Source organism: Pseudomonas kitaguniensis (assembly GCF_049199985.1).
Classification (GTDB): domain Bacteria; phylum Pseudomonadota; class Gammaproteobacteria; order Pseudomonadales; family Pseudomonadaceae; genus Aquipseudomonas; species Aquipseudomonas kitaguniensis.
The window spans coordinates 39,763-57,498 of record NZ_JBLZPT010000002.1; the positions used below are offsets into that span (position 1 = coordinate 39,763).

The 17,736-nt window shown below is 61.0% G+C and carries 10 protein-coding genes, 1 tRNA gene and 1 pseudogene; 9 read left to right on the plus strand and 3 right to left on the minus strand.

Going from position 1 to position 17,736, the window contains the following annotated elements; genetic code table 11:
* Positions 1–58 precede the first annotated feature (58 nt).
* From ACOZK9_RS04065 to ACOZK9_RS04105, 9 genes and pseudogenes are all read left to right on the plus strand, one after another.
* The gene (locus tag ACOZK9_RS04065; RefSeq protein ID WP_122249598.1) at positions 59–2,983 is read left to right on the plus strand and encodes a TonB-dependent receptor; all 2,925 of its coding nucleotides are present in this window, start codon (positions 59–61) and stop codon (positions 2,981–2,983) included.
* Positions 2,984–3,102: 119 nt separating this feature from the next.
* The gene (locus ACOZK9_RS04070; protein ID WP_421555334.1) at positions 3,103–6,000 is read left to right on the plus strand and encodes a TonB-dependent receptor; all 2,898 of its coding nucleotides are present in this window, start codon (positions 3,103–3,105) and stop codon (positions 5,998–6,000) included.
* Positions 6,001–6,063: 63 nt separating this feature from the next.
* On the plus strand, positions 6,064–7,914 hold the full coding sequence (locus ACOZK9_RS04075; protein WP_371918593.1) for an extracellular solute-binding protein: 1,851 nt from the start codon (positions 6,064–6,066) through the stop codon (positions 7,912–7,914).
* Entirely contained in the window at positions 7,901–8,965 is a 1,065-nt protein-coding gene (locus ACOZK9_RS04080; protein ID WP_058411483.1) for a microcin C ABC transporter permease YejB, read from the plus strand. The genes ACOZK9_RS04075 and ACOZK9_RS04080 overlap by 14 nt, the downstream gene beginning before the upstream one ends.
* A complete protein-coding gene (locus tag ACOZK9_RS04085) occupies positions 8,965–9,987 on the plus strand; it encodes an ABC transporter permease (protein WP_058411482.1) in 1,023 nt (340 codons plus the stop codon). The genes ACOZK9_RS04080 and ACOZK9_RS04085 overlap by 1 nt, the downstream gene beginning before the upstream one ends.
* A 15-nt stretch (positions 9,988–10,002) precedes the next feature.
* On the plus strand, positions 10,003–11,580 hold the full coding sequence (locus ACOZK9_RS04090; RefSeq protein ID WP_058411481.1) for an ABC transporter ATP-binding protein: 1,578 nt from the start codon (positions 10,003–10,005) through the stop codon (positions 11,578–11,580).
* A 130-nt stretch (positions 11,581–11,710) separates the two neighbouring features.
* Positions 11,711–12,219, plus strand: a pseudogene (locus ACOZK9_RS04095) (sigma-70 family RNA polymerase sigma factor).
* 3 nt (positions 12,220–12,222) lie between these two features.
* A complete protein-coding gene (locus tag ACOZK9_RS04100) occupies positions 12,223–13,161 on the plus strand; it encodes a FecR domain-containing protein (RefSeq protein ID WP_058411479.1) in 939 nt (312 codons plus the stop codon).
* A 121-nt stretch (positions 13,162–13,282) separates the two neighbouring features.
* Positions 13,283–15,712, plus strand: a complete 2,430-nt coding sequence (locus ACOZK9_RS04105) for a TonB-dependent siderophore receptor (protein WP_058411478.1) — start codon at positions 13,283–13,285, stop codon at positions 15,710–15,712.
* Between the two features lie 365 nt (positions 15,713–16,077).
* Here the strand turns inward: ACOZK9_RS04105 and ACOZK9_RS04110 are convergent.
* The 3 genes from ACOZK9_RS04110 to ACOZK9_RS04120 all read right to left on the minus strand — a co-directional run bounded on the left by ACOZK9_RS04110 (position 16,078) and on the right by ACOZK9_RS04120 (position 17,605).
* Positions 16,078–16,154 (minus strand) — tRNA-Met (locus ACOZK9_RS04110).
* A 263-nt stretch (positions 16,155–16,417) separates the two neighbouring features.
* Positions 16,418–16,651 (minus strand): hypothetical protein, encoded by a 234-nt coding sequence (locus tag ACOZK9_RS04115; protein ID WP_152745865.1) that lies wholly within the window; start codon positions 16,649–16,651, stop codon positions 16,418–16,420.
* A gap of 408 nt (positions 16,652–17,059) precedes the next feature.
* Entirely contained in the window at positions 17,060–17,605 is a 546-nt protein-coding gene (locus ACOZK9_RS04120; RefSeq protein ID WP_058411476.1) for an RNA polymerase sigma factor, read from the minus strand.
* Between the last annotated feature and the right edge of the window lie 131 nt (positions 17,606–17,736).

Sequence of the window (17,736 nt, forward strand, 5' to 3'; positions counted from 1 at the left end):
AAACGCCCACTTGGTTGTTCAACCCATCAACTGAACAACAATGATGGGAGCCCCAACTATGTACACCCACTACCGTTTTCGCCGGTTGCTGGCGGCACTGTCCCTGGCCATTGGCGCGATGCTGTGCGCGCAGGGCACGGCGGCTGCGACGCCAGCGCCAGCGCCCGCCAGCCACATCCAAACCTTTGACTTTGACCTCGCCGCCGCGCCGCTGGACCGCACGCTGCTGAGTATTTCCCGGCAGAGCGGCTTGAGTATTTCGTTCCAGCAAGACCTTGTGCAGGGGCTCAACAGCGCAGCGGTGCGCGGGCGCTTGTCCACCGAGCAAGCCTTGCAGCAGGCGCTGCACGGCTCTGGCCTGGAAGCGCTGCCGAGCGAAGGCGGCTGGGTGGTGCGGCGCGCCACGGTGGTGCCGGTAAAACCGCTGTCGGCAGCCAAGGTGCCGGGCGACGTAGCGTTGCAGAAGGTCGTGGTCACGGGCTCGCGCATCGCCCGTGCGCAGGTTGAGGGGCCGTCGCCGGTCACGGTGATCAGCGCAGAGGAGATCGCTAACCGTGGCTACAAAAACGTGTACGACGCGGTCGCCTCGCAAACCCAAAACACCGGCATGACGCAGGGCGAAGACTACGGCAACACCTTCCAGCCCGCCGCCAGCGCCCTCAACCTGCGCGGCCTGGGGCCGAATCACACGCTGGTGTTGATCAACGGCCGGCGCGTCGCCGATTACCCCACGGCTTACGATGGCAGCGTGAACTTCACCAACCTTGCGAATATCCCGTCGGTGATGATCGAACGCATCGAGATCCTCAGCAGCGGCGCGTCGGCGGTGTATGGCTCGGATGCGATTGCCGGGGTGGTGAACATTATTCTCAAAGACAAAATCAGCGGCGTCGACGTCAACCTGCGCGGCGGTGGCACCGAGCGCGGTGGCGGTGACAACCAGCGTTTGCAGATCAGCGGCGGCGAAAGCTGGGGCGACTTCGACGGCGTGTTCGGCCTGGAGCTGACCAACCGCCAGCCGATCTGGGCCGACCAGCGCGGCTTTATGAACGACGGCCCGGCCAAGGACGTCGGCTACCGGCGCAACCTCGACAGCGGCGAATACCTCGGCCCCGGCTGCGCTGCTTATGGCGGTATCTACAACGGCACGCTCGGTGGCAGTGGCCGCCGTTGCACCACTAACCAGTACTACAACGATTACTGGACCGTGCAGGCGCAAAAAGAAAACTACGACGGCTACACCCGTGGCACCTGGCACTTCAGCGATACCGGCAACGTGTTTGCCGACCTGATGTTCGGCTTCGATCACACCCAGAACAACACGCGCGGCCCCAGCTTTACCTCGCCGGACTTCATCAACCAGAGCACCGGCAACCTGGAGCGCTGGTCGCGCAATTTCGCCAGCGAAGAAATTGGCGGCAAGACCAGCAACAACAGCAAATGGCGTGAAATCTCCTGGACCGGCAGCCTGGGCCTGGAAGACAAGATTGGCGACAGCGGCTGGGGTTATCAGTTGGCGGCCAATCGCTCGGAATACACCAGCACCCGGAACACCCGCTACACCCCGCTCAGCGGTATTCGCGATTACTTCCTCGGCCCGCAACTGGGCACCCAGGACGGGCACCCGGTGTACGCGCCGGACCCTTCGCGGCTGGACCGGCCGCTGACCGAGGACGAGTGGCGGGCGTTCCGCGGCAACCTGGTGCAAAAGAGCAAGTCGGTGTCGCAAACCTTCAGCGCGAATATCAACGGTGACCTGTTCGAGCTGCCGGCGGGGCCGGTGTCATTTGCCGGGGTGACCGAAGTGGGGCGCCAGTCCTACAGCGTTGACGTCGATGACCAGCTCAATGACGGCACCTTCTACAACACCACGCCGGCGTCCAACTCCGGCGGTTCGCGCGACCGTTATGCGGCGGGCGGCGAGTTCAGCATTCCGCTGACCGACACACTGCTCGCATCTGCCGCCGGGCGCTGGGACCAATATAAATTCAGCGGCCGCACCGAGCAGCAGAAAACCTACAACCTGGGCCTGGAATGGCGCCCGGTCAGCAGCTTGTTGCTGCGCGGCAGTTACGGCACCAGCTTCCGTGCGCCGGACCTGAATTACCTCTACCAGGCGAATACCAACGGCTACACGCCTGACCAGATCGACTATTACGGTTGCAGCAAAGGCGTGGCAGGCGCCTGTGATCGGGGGCGGGTCGATTACACCCAAAGCGGCAATGCTGACCTTGCGTCCGAGCGCGGCAAATCCTGGACCTATGGGTTTGTCTGGTCGCCTTCGCGTCAGTTTGATTTCTCTGCGGACTTCTGGCGTGTCGAGATCAAGGACCTGCTCACCACTGTCGATATTAACCGCCTGCTGCAACAGGAAAACCAATGCCGCAACGGCCAACTCGACGCGGCGACCTGCGACGACGTGCTGGCGCGCATCCAGCGTAACGCGAGCAATGCGGCGGTCGACCCGAACGTGCTGCAACGTGTGCAAATCAATGCGATCAACGCCGCCAGCGAACGGGTCAGCGGCCTCGACTTGAAGAGCAATATCCGCTGGGGCGCCGGCCCATACGGCGCCTTTAGTTCGGCCCTCGGCTACAGCCTGGTGCTGTCGCATTACCTCAAGGAGTCGGACGACGCGCAAACCCAGGACCTGCGCACCAGCACCAACAATCACGACTGGCGCAGCAAGGTCAACGCCAGCCTGACGTGGGATTACCAGCGCCTCACCACCACCCTCACCGGCATTCGCTACGGCAGCGTCACCAATGGCGCCGGCGACGGGCGCCTGTCGCCCTGGACCACCTTCAATGCCAGCGCGCGCTACCGTGTGAATGAGCAAGCCAGCGTCGGCCTGACCGTCAACAACCTGCTCAACCAGGTCAAGCACGACGACTCCGCCGGCTGGCCTTACTACCCCACCGGCAACTATGACCCGTATGGCCGCCAGGTCTGGCTGGACGTGAGTTACCACTTCGGCAAGTGATTGTTAAACAACGCATAAGGACATGCGTTATCGGTCTAACTGCCGCCCTATAAAAAATCCGCTATCGGCGCACAACCCTGCATACCCAGACAAAAGGACAGGGAGCCCTCGACGCCATGATGAATGCCAGACCCACCCGATTTTTACTCACGCTTGCCGCGACGGTTGCCACCGGTTCGGTTGCGGCCAGCCCGCTGGATATTCCCGCCGGCGCCCTCGACCAAACGCTACTGAGCATTTCGCAGCAAAGCGGCAAGCGCATTTCGTTTGACCAGTCATTAGTCGACGGTTTGAATGCCCCCGCTATCAAGGGCGAATTAAGCGCCGGTGAGGCGTTGCAGATCGCCTTGCAGGGCACCGACCTGCGCGACAACGAAGGCGCCAGCGGCATCGTGGTGAGCGCCGCGCCGCGCCAACCCAGCGCTCAATCAAGCACTCAGGCCGGTGTCGAAACGCCCTCGGTGATCCCGCAACTGCAACGTATCGAAGTCACCGGCAGCGCGATCCGCCGGGTGGATGCCGAGACGGCGGTGCCGGTGACCATCCTGCGCACCGAAGAGCTGAAAAAACAGGGCGTGACCAGCACCGAACAATTGATCAACCGCATCTCCGCCAACCAGTCCTCGGTAGGCTCCGGCCGTTCGGTCGGCTCCAGCAGTGGCGGCGCGTCGTTTGCGGATTTGCGCGGTATCGGCCCGAATAAAACCCTAGTGCTGCTCAATGGCCGGCGCTTGAGCAACAACGCGACCACCGCCATCAACGGCTCGGGCGTCGACCTCAATACCATCCCGTTTGCCGCCATTGACCGCGTTGAAGTGCTGCGCGATGGCGCGTCGGCGCTGTACGGCACAGACGCCATCGGCGGCGTGATCAACTTCATCACCAAAAAAAGCGTGACCGAGGGCCAACTCACGGCGGGTGGCAGTTCACCGACGGCTGCTGGCGGCGGCGACACCAGCAACTTCAGCGGCAGTTGGGGCTTTGGTGATCTGGAGGCAGACCGCTTTAACGTGTTCGGCGTGGTCAGCCACGACAAGCAGCAAAGCCTCAAGGCGCGTGACCGCGACTACACCTACAACTACCAACCGGGCCGCGGCCTGGATTATTCCTCGGGCATCGCCTCACCGGCCAACTACAGCCAGGGCTCGAACGCCAGCAACCCATTGGCGGCGAGCGGTTGCAACGCGCCTGGCCTGATTTCGCGCAGTGGCATCTGCAGGCAATCGCTGTGGAGTTACCTGGACTTGGTGCCGGAAACCGAGAAGACCTCGTTTTTCGGCAAGGCCACCGGCGAATTGGCCGATGAGCATTCGGTGAGCCTTGAATATTTCTGGGCGCGTAACCAGAACCGCACCCAGATTGGCCCTGGTTTGCTGCAAGGCCTGCAAGTACAACCCGGCACGCCGTTCTACCCCGGCAACGGCATCACCCCAGGCCCGACCACCTTTGCGCTGGACCCGACCCAGCCGGTGGACGCCAACTGGCGCGAAAGCGAAGTAGGCCCGCGTCGCCACGAAGACGATAACGTCGGCCAGCGCCTGCTGTTGACCTTCGAAGGCACGCTGGCCGGCTGGGATTACAACGTTGGCGCCGCGTACAACCAGAACAAGGTCACCAACGCGATCCAGAGCGGCTACGTGGATGACCGTGCGGTGACCAGCGGCATCAACAGCGGCGTGATCAACCCGTTCGGCGCGCAGGCCCCCGCCGGCGCCGCGTTGCTGGCGGCGAATGCGGTGGACGGCGATTACGCCACCGGCGTCGGCCGCGTCAAAAGCCTTGATGGGCGCGTCAGCCGCGACATTGGCGACTGGTTCGGCGCAGGCCCGTCGGCTTTGGCACTCGGCGGCGAGTACCGCAAGGAAGACTTCCACCAGGACTTCGAAGACTTCGCCACCAACGTGCAAAGCCTCGGCATCGACCCGGCCGCCAGCGTGGCCGGCGACCGTTCGGTGTCGGCGCAATACGCCGAAGTCAACGTGCCGGTGCTTGAGAGCCTGGAGCTGTCGGCGGCGGTGCGGCACGACAAGTACAGCGATTTTGGCAGCACCACCAACCCGAAATATTCGTTCCGCTTTCAGCCTTTCCGCGAGCTGGTGGTGCGCGGCGCCTACAGCGAAGGCTTCCGTGCGCCGTCCCTGTACGAGCTGTACAACCCCACCGCGACCACCTTCACCGTGGCCAACTACAACGACCCGCGCCTGTGCGCCGGTGGCTCGCCGAGCAATGGCGGCCTGGCCAACCGCGATTGCGCGCAACAGTTTTTCAGCCGTAATGGCGGTAACCCGGACCTCAACCCCGAGACCGCGCGCAACGTGACGTTGGGGTTTGTTTACCAGCCGATCACCAACTTGTCGCTGGGCCTGGATTTCTGGTGGATCAAGATCGCCAACCAGATCGCTGAATTCCCCGAGTCGGCGGTGTTTGAACAGCCCGACCTGTACCCCGAGCGCATCGTGCGCAAGGCCGATGGCTCGATCGACCACATCGTTACCGGGCTCGCCAACCTCGGCAAGGTCCGCACCAATGGCGTAGATGTGAGCTTCGACTACCGCTTCCCGGAATCCAGATTGGGCCAGTTCGGCACCAACCTGCAGGGCACCTACGTCGACCGCTACGAGTACCAGCAGCAGCTCAAAGGCGCTTACATCGACAAAGCCGGCGATTATCGTGGCGGCGACTTCGCCTCGGCCGGCGCCGTGGCCCGCTGGCGTCATAGCTGGAACGGCACCTGGAACCAAGGCCCGCTCGGCGCCACGCTGACCAACCGTTACACCAGCGGCTACAACGACTACAACCGCGCGTACCACGACAAGGTCGGCGCCTGGAGTGTGTGGGACCTGGCCGGTACCTACACGTGGCGCGACACTGCGCAGGTCACGGTGGGCGTACAAAACCTGTTCGACAAGGAACCGCCGTTCAGCAACCAGACCTCGACGTTCCAGAGCGGTTACGACCCGCGTTACTCCGACCCCTTCGGCCGCACCCTGTACAGCCGGGTTTCCTACAATTTTTGACCAGGCCATGGCCGGCGCCCGCACCGGTGTCGGCCAGGCGTGCGAGGAGCTGCGTTTGTGATTCTGTTTCGTCCAACGGTATGCGCGCTGTTACTGAGCCTGTGGGCTCCGTCGCTGTTGGCCCAGCCGGTTCATGCACTTACGGTGTACGGCGAAGCGCCCAAGTACCCCGCGAGTTTCAAACACCTGAATTACGTCAACCCGCAGGCGCCCAAGGGCGGCAGTTTTCGGCGCGCGTCGATGGAGGACGGGGCGTTCGACCACCTGATTCCGTATGTCGACAAAGGCACCGGCGTCACCCAGATTCAGGGCTGGCTTTACAGCCCGTTGGCCTATCGCTCACAGGATGAGCCTTACACTGTCTACGGGCTGGTCGCGCAAAGCATGGAGCTGGCGGATGACCATTCGTGGCTGCGTTTTTACCTCAACCCCAAGGCGCGCTTCGCCGACGGCACACAGATCACCGCGCAAGACGTGGCCTACACCTTCAACCTGCTGCGCAGCCAAGGCAGCCTGGTGTATCGGCAGCGCTTTGCCGATGTCGATCAAGTGCTGATCGAGTCGCCAAGCCAAGTGCGCTTTACCTTCAAAAGCACTGCAGACCGCACCTTGCCGCTGGACCTCGCGTCACTGCCGGTGCTGCCGCAGCATTGGTGGCAAACGCGCAAATTCGCCAACGGTGGTGGCTTTGAAGCGCCGCTGGGCAGCGGCCCGTATCGCATCAGTGCGCTGGACAACGGCCGCAGCGTGACCTTTGAGCGGGTCAAGGACTGGTGGGGCAACGGTTTGCCGATCAATCAAGGCTTGTACAACTTCGACAGCGTGCGCCTGGAGTTTTTTGGCGACACCGACGTGGCCCGCCAGATTTTGCGGGCTCAGGGTTATGACTTTAATCGCGAGTTTTCGGCCACCAGTTACACCGTCGGCTACGACGGCGACGCCTTGCGCGATGGTCGCCTGCAACGCGAACACCTGGCGCCCAACGCGGTGCAGGGTACTCAGGGCTTTGTGTTCAACCTGCAAAAACCGCAGTTTCAGGATCGCCGTGTGCGTGAGGCACTGAGCCTGCTGTGGGATTTCGACTGGAGCAATCGGCAGATGATGCATGGCCTGTACATCCGCCAGCGCAGCTTCTTTTCGCGCAGCGAACTGGCGGCCAGCCAACTGCCGGATGCCGAGGAACTGAAGCTCCTCGAACCCTGGCGCGGGCAAATCCCCGATGAAGTGTTCGAACGTGTTTACCAGCCGCCGCACACCGACGGCAGCGGGCGCATCCGCCCACATCAGGCGCAGGCCTTGAAGCTGCTGGAGGCGGCTGGTTGGACGCCTAAAGGCGACCAGTTGGTGAACGCCCAAGGCGTGCCGTTGCAGTTCACTTTCCTGAGTAATCAAAAAGGCTTCGAGCGCTTGCTGTTGCCCTTCAAGCGCAACCTGGCGCAGATCGGCATCGGCTTTCATATCCGCATGATCGATTCGGCGCAGTACGCCAACCGCGTGCGTGCGCGCGATTACGACATGATCGTCAACGGCTATCCGGTCAGCCCTTCGCCGGGGCGTGAGCTGAGCAACTATTTCGGCTCGCAAAGTGCTGATGATCCGGGCTCCAACAACTACATGGTGTTGCGCAACCCGGCGGTCGATGCGTTGATTGATGGCCTGGTGCGCGCCAACGACCGGCCGAGCATGCTGCGTTACGCGCATGCCTTGGACCGTGTGCTGCAATGGGGCTTTTACTGGATTCCCAACTACTACCCGCCGGGCTCTTCATCGGTGTGGTGGAACCGCTTCGGCCGCCCGCACACCGCGCCGTTGAACGACGTGGGTATTGATACTTGGTGGGAAGTCAGCCCGACCGCGCTGACCGCCGCGCAGATGCGCCAACACAACGAGGAGCGCCAACATGCTGGCCTATAGCGCGCGCCGTTTGCTGCTGATCGTGCCGACCTTGCTGTGCATCTTGTTGGTGAATTTTTTTATCGTGCAGGCCGCGCCCGGCGGGCCGGTGGAGCAAGCCATCGCGCGCTTGCAAGGCATTGGCGGCCAGGCGTCGGCAGCGGGTGGCAGTGTGGAAAACGTCGGCAATCAACCGCGCACGATGCGCGGTCTGGACCCGGCGCTGGTGGCTGATATCGAGCGCCAGTATGGCTTTGACAAACCATTGGGCGCACGCCTGTGGCTGATGCTCAGCAGTTACGCGCGGCTGGATTTCGGCGACAGTTTTTTTCGCGGCGCCAAGGTCACCGACCTGATCCTGGAGAAGCTGCCGGTCACCTTGTCTTTGGGTTTTTGGGCCACATTGTTGAGTTACCTGGTGTCGATTCCGCTGGGCATTCGCAAGGCGGTGCGCCACGGCAGCCGCTTTGATGTGTGGAGCAGTGCGGCGATCATCATCGGGCATGCGATGCCGGCATTTTTATTCGCGTTGCTGCTGATCGTGGTGTTTGGCGGCGGCAGCCTGCTCAACTGGTTTCCGGTGCGCGGGCTGGTCTCGGAAAACTTCGCCGCGCTGTCGTGGGCGGGCAAGGTGGTGGATTACTTCTGGCACTTGGTGCTACCGGTGCTGGCGCTGGTGATCGGCGGGTTTGCCACGTTGACCATCCTCACCAAAAACAGCTTTCTCGACGAGATGAGCCGCCAGTACGTGGTCACCGCGCGAGCCAAGGGCTTCAGTGAAAAGCAGGTGCTGTACAAGCATGTGTTACGCAATGCAATGCTGTTGATTGTGGTCGGCTTGCCGCAAGCCCTGATCACAATGTTGTTCGGTGGCTCGCTGCTGATCGAGGTGATTTTTTCCCTCGATGGGTTGGGGCGATTGAGTTACGAGGCGGCGGTGGCGCGCGACTACCCGGTGGTGTTCGGCACGCTGTTTATCTTCACGGTGGTCGGGCTGGTGATCAAGCTGCTGGGCGACCTTTGCTACCGGCTGCTCGACCCGCGCCTGGACTTTGCCGGGAGGTCGCATTGATGCAGGTTTTTTCTCCCCTCACTCGGCGGCGTTGGCTGCACTTCAAGCGTAACCGTCGCGGCTGGTGGTCGCTGTGGATATTTGTCGTGCTGTTTGCGCTGTGCCTTGGCGGTGAACTGGTGGCCAACGACAAACCGCTGCTGGTGTCTTATCAGCACGCGCTGTATTTGCCGGCCTTCGAGCGCTACACCGAGCAAGACTTTGGCGGCACGCTGCCGTTTCAGCCGGATTACCGCGACCCTTACGTGCGTGAACTGATCGAAGGGCAGGGCGGCTGGCTGCTGTTCGCGCCGATTCCATTCAGTTATGACACAGTCAATTACGACCTCGCAACGCCGTCGCCTTCGCCGCCCTCCGCGCAGGACTGGCTGGGCACCGATGACCAGGCTCGGGACGTGTTGGCGCGGGTTATTTATGGCACTCGGGTGTCGTTGTTGTTCGCCTTGGCGTTGACCGTGGTGAGCACGCTGATCGGCATCGCTGCCGGTGCCTTGCAAGGTTATTACGCCGGCTGGATCGACCTGCTGGGGCAACGCTTGATCGAGATTTGGTCGGGGCTGCCGGTGTTGTATCTGTTGATCATCCTCTCCGGTTTTGTCGAGCCGAGTTTCTGGTGGCTGTTGGGGATCATGGCGCTGTTTTCCTGGCTGACTCTGGTGGATGTGGTGCGCGCCGAGTTCTTGCGCGGGCGCAACCTGGAGTATGTGAAAGCCGCGCGCGCACTGGGCGTGGGCGACTTCCAGGTGATGCTGCGCCACATCCTGCCGAATGCGCTCACGTCCACCTTGACCTACCTGCCGTTCATCCTGACCGGGGCAATATCGACCCTCACGGCGTTGGACTTTCTCGGCTTTGGCATGCCCACCGGTACTGCATCGCTGGGCGAGTTGATCGGCCAGGGCAAAAACAATCTGCAAGCCCCATGGCTGGCGTTGACGGCGTTTTTTACCTTGGCGCTGATCCTGTCCCTGCTGGTGTTTATCGGCGAAGCCTGCCGCGACGCCTTCGACCCTCGATCCTGATAAGCGAGCCTGTGTGTGAGCGATGCACTGATTCAAATCCGTAACTTGCAAGTGGCCTTCGAAGGGCATAAAGCCGTGCGCGGCATTGACCTGGATATTCAGGCGGGTGAGTGCCTGGCGCTGGTCGGGGAGTCGGGCTCGGGTAAATCGGTGACGGCCCATTCGATCCTGCAACTGTTGCCGGCGCATATCACCCAGACGCGTGGCAGCATTCGCTATCAGGGTGAAGAACTGCTCGGCGCCCGACCGGAACGTCTGCGCCAGATTCGCGGCGACCGTATCGCAATGATCTTCCAGGAGCCGATGACCTCGCTCAACCCGCTGTACACCGTGGAGCGCCAATTGGGCGAAACCCTGCTATTGCACAAAGGCCTCGGCGGCGCGGCGGCGCGTGAGCGGGTGCTGGAACTGCTCGAACTGGTGGGTATTCAACAGCCGCGCCAGCGCCTGAATGCTTACCCGCATCAGCTCTCCGGTGGGCAGCGCCAGCGCGTGATGATCGCCATGGCGCTGGCCTGCGAACCATTGCTGCTGATCGCCGATGAGCCGACCACCGCGCTCGACGTGACCGTGCAGCGGCGCATCCTCACGCTGCTCAAAGACGTGCAACAACGGCTGGGCATGGCGCTGCTGCTGATCAGCCACGACCTCAACGTGGTGCGCAGCATCGCCCAGCGTGTGGCGGTGATGCACGCCGGTAAAATCGTCGAGCAGGCCAGTTGCGATGCACTGTTCGCCGCGCCGCAGCACGCCTACAGCCAGCAACTGCTGCACGCCGAGCCCGAGGGCCACGCGGTCAGCCGTGCCCCAACCGCCAACCTGCTGGAAGTCGATGACCTGCGGGTGTGGTTCGCCCAAGGCAATTTGCTGCGCCGCCAGCCGCCGATTAAAGCCGTAGACGGTATCGACCTGCGCCTGCAACGTGGCAAAACCCTGGGGATTGTCGGCGAGTCCGGTTCGGGCAAATCGACCCTGGGCCAGGCGATCCTGCGCTTGATCGATGCTCAAGGCAGCATCCGCTTCAAGGGGCACGCCCTCGACGAACTCAAGGGCAAGGCACTGCGCCCGTGGCGCCGGCAACTGCAAGTGGTGTTTCAGGATCCCTTTGGCAGCCTCAGCCCGCGCATGAGCGTGCAACACATCATTGAGGAAGGCTTGCGCGTGCACACCGACCTCGACGCGGCGCAGCGCGAAGCTGAAGTGATTGCCGTGTTGCAGGATGTCGGCCTCGACCCCAAGACCCGACACCGCTTCCCCCACGAGTTTTCCGGTGGCCAGCGCCAACGCATCGCCATCGCCCGCGCGTTGGTGATCAAACCCGAACTGATCCTGCTCGACGAACCCACCTCAGCCCTCGACCGCACCGTGCAAAAACAAGTGGTAGCACTGCTGCGCCGCTTGCAGGAAGAACACGGCCTGACCTATCTGTTCATCAGCCACGACCTCGCCGTGGTACGCGCCCTTGCCCATGATTTGATCGTGATCAAGGACGGCGTGGTAGTGGAAGCGGGGAGTACCGAGCAGTTGTTCGACGCGCCGCAGCATCCGTATACGCGGGATTTATTGGTGGCGTCTTCGTTGAAGTGGGGGTGAGATTCGATACGTATGGGCGGTCATATCAACCCAAGCGCGGCGAAGCCGGCCCGCTTTCCAGTCTTGCAAAATCATCCAGCACACACGAAAATGAGATTGATTATCATATAAACCTCTTCAGGTTTGAGCCATGTCCTCCGTCGACCGCCCGTACCAACAGGCCGTACACACCCTTTACGCCGATCATCATCGCTGGCTGTGTGGCTGGCTGCGAAACGCCTGGGCTGTGTCGATCACGCTGCGGACATGGCTCAAGATACCTTCATGCGGGTACTGACCCAACGCAAGGCGCCTGAACTGCGTGAGCCGCGTGCGTATTTGAGCACCATCGCGCGCAGCCTGATGATCGATATGCTGCGGCGCCGGACGGTGGAACAGGCGTATTTGGAAACCCTGGCATCCCGACCCGAAGCGCTGGATATCTCGCCGGAAGCACGCTTTCTGATCATTGAAACCTTGCTGGAGATCGACCGGATCTTGAATGGCCTGGGGGCTCGCACCCGGCAGATTTTCCTGATGGCCCAGCTGGATGGCTTGAGCTATGTGGAGATCGGCCGACAGCTGCACGTATCGGTTAACACCGTCAAGAAACACGCGGTGCGCGCGTTGATGCACTGCCTGCTGGCCACTGAGGAGTAAGGCGTGGCACTGGATCATGCGACCCTTGAAGCCGCCGCTCGCTGGTACGTCGACTTGCGATGTGATGACGCCGATGAAGCCACGCAGGAGGCGCATCGGCGCTGGCTTGAGGGTGCGCCTGGGCATCGTCAGGCCTGGGAACGGCTGATCCAACTGCAGGAACGCTTTGATCGGGTCGGCCCCGGCATCGCTCGGCCAACGCTCAACAGCGCACGGGTCAAGCGGCGTGAAGTGCTCAAGGTACTGTCGCTATTGCTTGCGGCCGGTGGTGCCGGCACGTTGGCCTGGCGCAACACTGCACTGCCGTCACTGGTGGCAGACCAGCGCACCGTCACAGGTGAAAGCAAAAGCCTGAGACTTGAAGATGGCAGCCAGGTGCGCCTCAATACCGCCACCGCGATGAATATTCACTTCAGCCCAAGCCTTCGCGAGCTGCAATTGCTTAGCGGGGAAATCCTTGTAGAAACCGCGCGTGATACCCAGGCTCGGCCCTTTGTGGTGCACACTCGCGAAGGCAGTATCCGCGCGCTGGGTACACGCTTTATCGTGCGTTGCGAAGACGTTCAAACCCGGGTCTGTGTGCTTGAACATGCCGTCGAAGTGCGCAGCGCAACCCACACGCCGTCAGTGCGGGTGGAGGCGGGCCAGCAGGTGTGGTTCAGCCAGGGCCAAGTGGGTAATGTGCAGCCTGCGAGCCCCGACGCCGATGCCTGGACTCACGGCATGTTGGTGGTGAACAACTGGCGCCTGGAGGATTTGATCCTTGAACTCCAACGCTACCGTCCCGGGCACCTGGGCTGCCAGGCGCAGGTCGCGGCGCTGCGTATCTCGGGGGCGTTTCATTTGAACAATATCGATATGATCCTGGAAAACCTGTCCTTTACCCTGCCTGTGCGCATCCGCCAATTCAGTCGCTATTGGACGCGTGTGGAGTCGGTCTGAACAAGCGCCAGAAAATAAATGCCCGACAGGGGTTGTTGATTCAAGTTCTCATTCGACTTGGTAGATAGAGGCGCATCAGACGCCGCTCTCACTCTACTGCCACTGGGCGAAAGGAAACGGTATGTCCGTACGCAAGCCAACCACTCAACGACCGCCTTCACTGGCTCGCATCGTGCGCCGCACGCTGCTCGGCATGGCCCTGGGGGCCCCGCTGACCTCAATCATGGTTGCCGCGCCCGCCTGGGCGCAGACGGCCGCGACCCGCCAGTTCGATATCCCTTCCGGCTCGGTCAACACTGCACTGGCGCAGTTTGCAGCCACGGCGGGGGTCAATATTTCGTTCGACCCTGCCCAGGCGCAAGGGCAACGCTCGCCTGGTCTGCACGGTGCCTACACGGTGGACTCAGGCTTGCGCCAGTTGCTGGCCGGCAGCAAATTGCAGGGCGTGCTGCTGAGTAACGGTAGCTACTCGCTGATCCCTGTCGTCGACGCAACGTTGCAATTAGACCCCACAAGCATCACCGGCAAATCGGTTGAGCCCGCCGCCGGCCCAGTGGAGGGTTACGTGGCCACCCGCAGCAGCGCAGGTACCAAGACCGATACACCGATCATCGAAATCCCACAATCGATCTCGGTGATAACCCGCCAGCAAATGCAGGCCCAGGGCGCGCAGACTGTCACCGACGCTTTGCGCTACGTCCCCGGTGTCAAGGTGGAAGCCTTCGGCCTGGACCCCAAGGGTTTTGACTGGTTGTACATTCGCGGCTTCAACGGCCAGGCCAGCAGTGACTACCTCAATGGGCTGCGCCAGCAAAACAACAGCTACGCATTTTTCCGCAGCGAACCCTACTCACTGGACCGCATAGACGTCGTACGAGGCCCGGCCTCCAGCCTGTTCGGCCAAGGGGATGCGGGCGGCATCGTCAACCGGGTCAGCAAGAAACCCGAGGCCAATCACGTCAACGAAGTGCAGTTGACCGGCGGCAATCATGACCGCCTGCAAGGCCAGTTTGATATCGGCGGTGTGCTGAGTGACGATCAACACCTGCTCTACCGGGTGGTCGGCCTGGCCCGAGACGCCGATACTCAGGTGGATTATGCGGACGGCCACGCGCTGAAAGACGACCGCTTGTACATCGCGCCGTCCCTCACTTGGGCGCCGGATGAAGACACCAGCCTGACCCTGCTCAGTGACTTCATGCGCGATTCGAACGGCGGTTCGCTGTTCGCATACAGCACGCCGAACGGCCACACCACCAACACGCTGATGGGCGATCACAGCTTCAACCATTTGGACCAGGAACAATTCAGCCTGGGCTATGAGTTCCGCCATCGGCTGGACGACACCTGGGAGTTCCGCCAGAACGCCCGTTACGGGCAGGTCGACCTGATCTTCCAGAATCTGCTGCCTACCGCCGTCGACACCAACACCGGCAACGTGACGCGAATCGCCGACCGCTTCGACCAGCACATGGACACGTTCAACCTGGACAACCAATTGCAGGCCGACTTCACCACCGGCCCGCTCAGCCACACCCTGTTGATGGGCGTCGACTACACTTGGCAAGACGCCAGTATCTCGCGCTGGCGCACCCAAGCGCCGGGCCTGAACCTTAACGCGCCACAGTATGGCCTGGCGATCGCTCGTCCCAACGTCGCAAACAGCCTGAGCTCGATTGATTACGATCAGACCATCGAACAGGTTGGCGGTTATATTCAAGACCAGATCAAGTTCGACGACCACTGGATAGTCACGGCCGGCGGGCGCTATGACTATGTTCGCAACGCCTTGGACAACCATGTCGGCGCCTCCTCCAACCAGAAAGACAATGCCTTCACCGGCCGCCTGGGCCTGACCTATCTCACCGAGTTCGGCCTGGCCCCCTACGTCAGCTACGCCGAGTCGTTCACCCCCAACACCGGCACGGACCGCAACGGCAGTGCGTTCGACCCAAGCATGGCGCATCAATGGGAAGTGGGTGTGAAGTACCAGCCCACCGACGCCATCCTGATGACGCTGGCCGCTTACGACCTGACCAAGACTAACGTGCTGACGACGGAAATCGTCGGCGGCGTGAATACCGGCTTCACCGTTGCGTCGGGCGAACAACAATCGCGCGGCATCGAAGCCGAGATCAAGGCACGGCTGGATCAGCACTGGGATCTGATCGCGTCCTACACCTACACCCACGCCGAAATCACTAAGAGCAATCGCGGCGACGAAGGCAAACGCCCGGCCAACGTGCCCAGGCACATGGCGTCCACTTGGTTGAACTACACCTTCAGCGACAGCACTCTCAAAGGCCTGAGCCTGGGCGGCGGTGCCCGCTACACCGGCGTGCTGTATGGCGACAACGACAATACTTACCACATCGACAACTACACGCTGTTCGATGCGGGCGCCAGCTACCCGATCAACAAACACGTGACCGTCTCGGTCAATGCACAAAACCTGCTAGACACCGAGTATGTGGCCACCTGTGACGATTCTTATGAGTGCTACCCAGGGATGCGGCGTACGCTGCTAACCAGCGTTAAATACGCCTGGTGACCAGATGCACACCCTTGACTAAAAAGCGGCTTACCGAGAGGTAAGCCGCTTTTTTATGTACGCCAGGCAGGGCGCGTTGAAGCGCAGCTGGTTCCGTAGAGTCTCGACGGCCGCATCTGGCCGATTGCTGCCCTCCAATCGGTTGCGTTGGACGGCAAATGTAGCAATTAGCTACCATCGCCGAGCATCCATTGAGCGCCTGCACTTCCCCCAATACCCACGCAACAGGAGCACTTCTATACGTGGGCGTACACGGTGGGGAAGGATAGGGGTAGACAGAGGTGAACAGCCAGAAACAAGAAAGCCCGCACGAGGCGGGCTTCTTGTGATTCATAGAATGCTGTAGACATCTATGGATCGGTACTTGGTGGCTACACAGGGACTTGAACCCCGGACCCCAGCATTATGAATGCTATGCTCTAACCAACTGAGCTATGTAGCCAAGTGGCGCGCATTATTCGCGTAGAACGGGAATGCGTCAAGCACTTTTGTTGAAAATTTTTCTACGCTTTCAACTGTTTAACTGAAATCAGGCTAATCGGCGACGAGTGGTTAGGTGCGCACCGGTTTTGCAGCGGTCATGAGCCATTGTCGCAGCGGGCTGGCTCGCGATGGCGTTGGTTCAGTCGGCAGAGGTGCTGGCTGACGCCACGCTATCGCGAGCAAGCCCGCACACATTGGGTGGGTGGCGCTTTGCACGCTGTGTTATTGGCGCGGGTGCAGGCTGTCAATCGAGCCGTTAATCACGGTCTTGGCCATTTCCAGCAAGTGCCACACGGCGTGAATTTTTGCGCGGTCGTGGGGTTGCAGGTGGTCGCCGCAGCCCAGCACGGTGGCGCAGGCGCTGTGGATCAGGTGGGAGAGGTAGAGCTGGGCGTCTTCGAAGCTGAGGTTTTCGTTGACGACGAGGCAATCTGTGGGTGGAAGCGATGTGTTCATGGTGGAACTCCAGTTTATGAACGAAGTTGGCACCTATTGATTTCCGGCTGCTAAACCCAGGCCGCTTGATAAGTGGCGGGGCGAAATTAATCAGCTAACTGAGTGAGAGCAAGCCCAAAAGGTTGTTCAGGAAACGTCCTGCAATTTAAACGGACACGCCCTACTGGCCCTTTACAAAACAGGGTGCGATGCGGGCAACTCTGTGTGTCAGGCCTTCCGAGTTGATCCTATCGCGAGCAAGCCCGCTCCCACATTGGGCTCCCACATTCGATTTCGGCGGGGGCGTTGCGGTGTTGCCGGGGGGCTTGTACGGGCGCTGATCGTTCTTGCTGTCACACACAAAAGAGGTAATTCGGTTGGGCAGATATCCCTGCCGCCCAACGGTTTCCCCTTTACAGGGGCTTACGGTTACAACGGGTTGTGCGTGACGCGTTTAAGGTGTTCGCGCGCGCGCGACAGGCGTGAGCGAACGGTGCCGATAGGGATGTCCAAGGCGTCGGCAGTGTCCTGATAGCTGCCGTCGGTCTCCAACGAGGCATATAGCGTTTTACGCATTTCTACCGGCAAGTCGTCGATGGCCGTCAGGGTTTTTTCCAGGCGGCGATTGATCTCGAACGCCCAATCCAGGTTGTTGTTTTCCTCTTGGCCATGCCACAGCGACTCATCGAATTCGCAATGCACCGGTTTGGCATACATGCGCCGAAAATGGTTGCGGACCAGGTTCTGTGCAATGCCGCACATCCAGGTACTGAGGGTGGCCTGGCCACTGAAGCGCTCCCGGTTACGCCAGGCCTCCAGGTAGGTCAGTTGCAGGATGTCATCCGCATCTTCGGGGTTGAGTACGCGTTTATGAATAAAACGACGAAGCTTTTTCTGCTGGTCGTCGGTCAGTTGGAGCATGAATTGAGGCGAGCTGCCGACGAGGTGAGCCAGGGTTTCAATAGGAATATTCATATTTTTTCCTTAAGGAAGACGCAGTCGAACTGGTGTCGACGTCAAGCCTTTTGCACTGGCTGTGCCAAGCAGAAAAATAAGAACAAGTTATTGATTTATATAGTTAAATCATTTTGTTAAGCGCGCTTTTT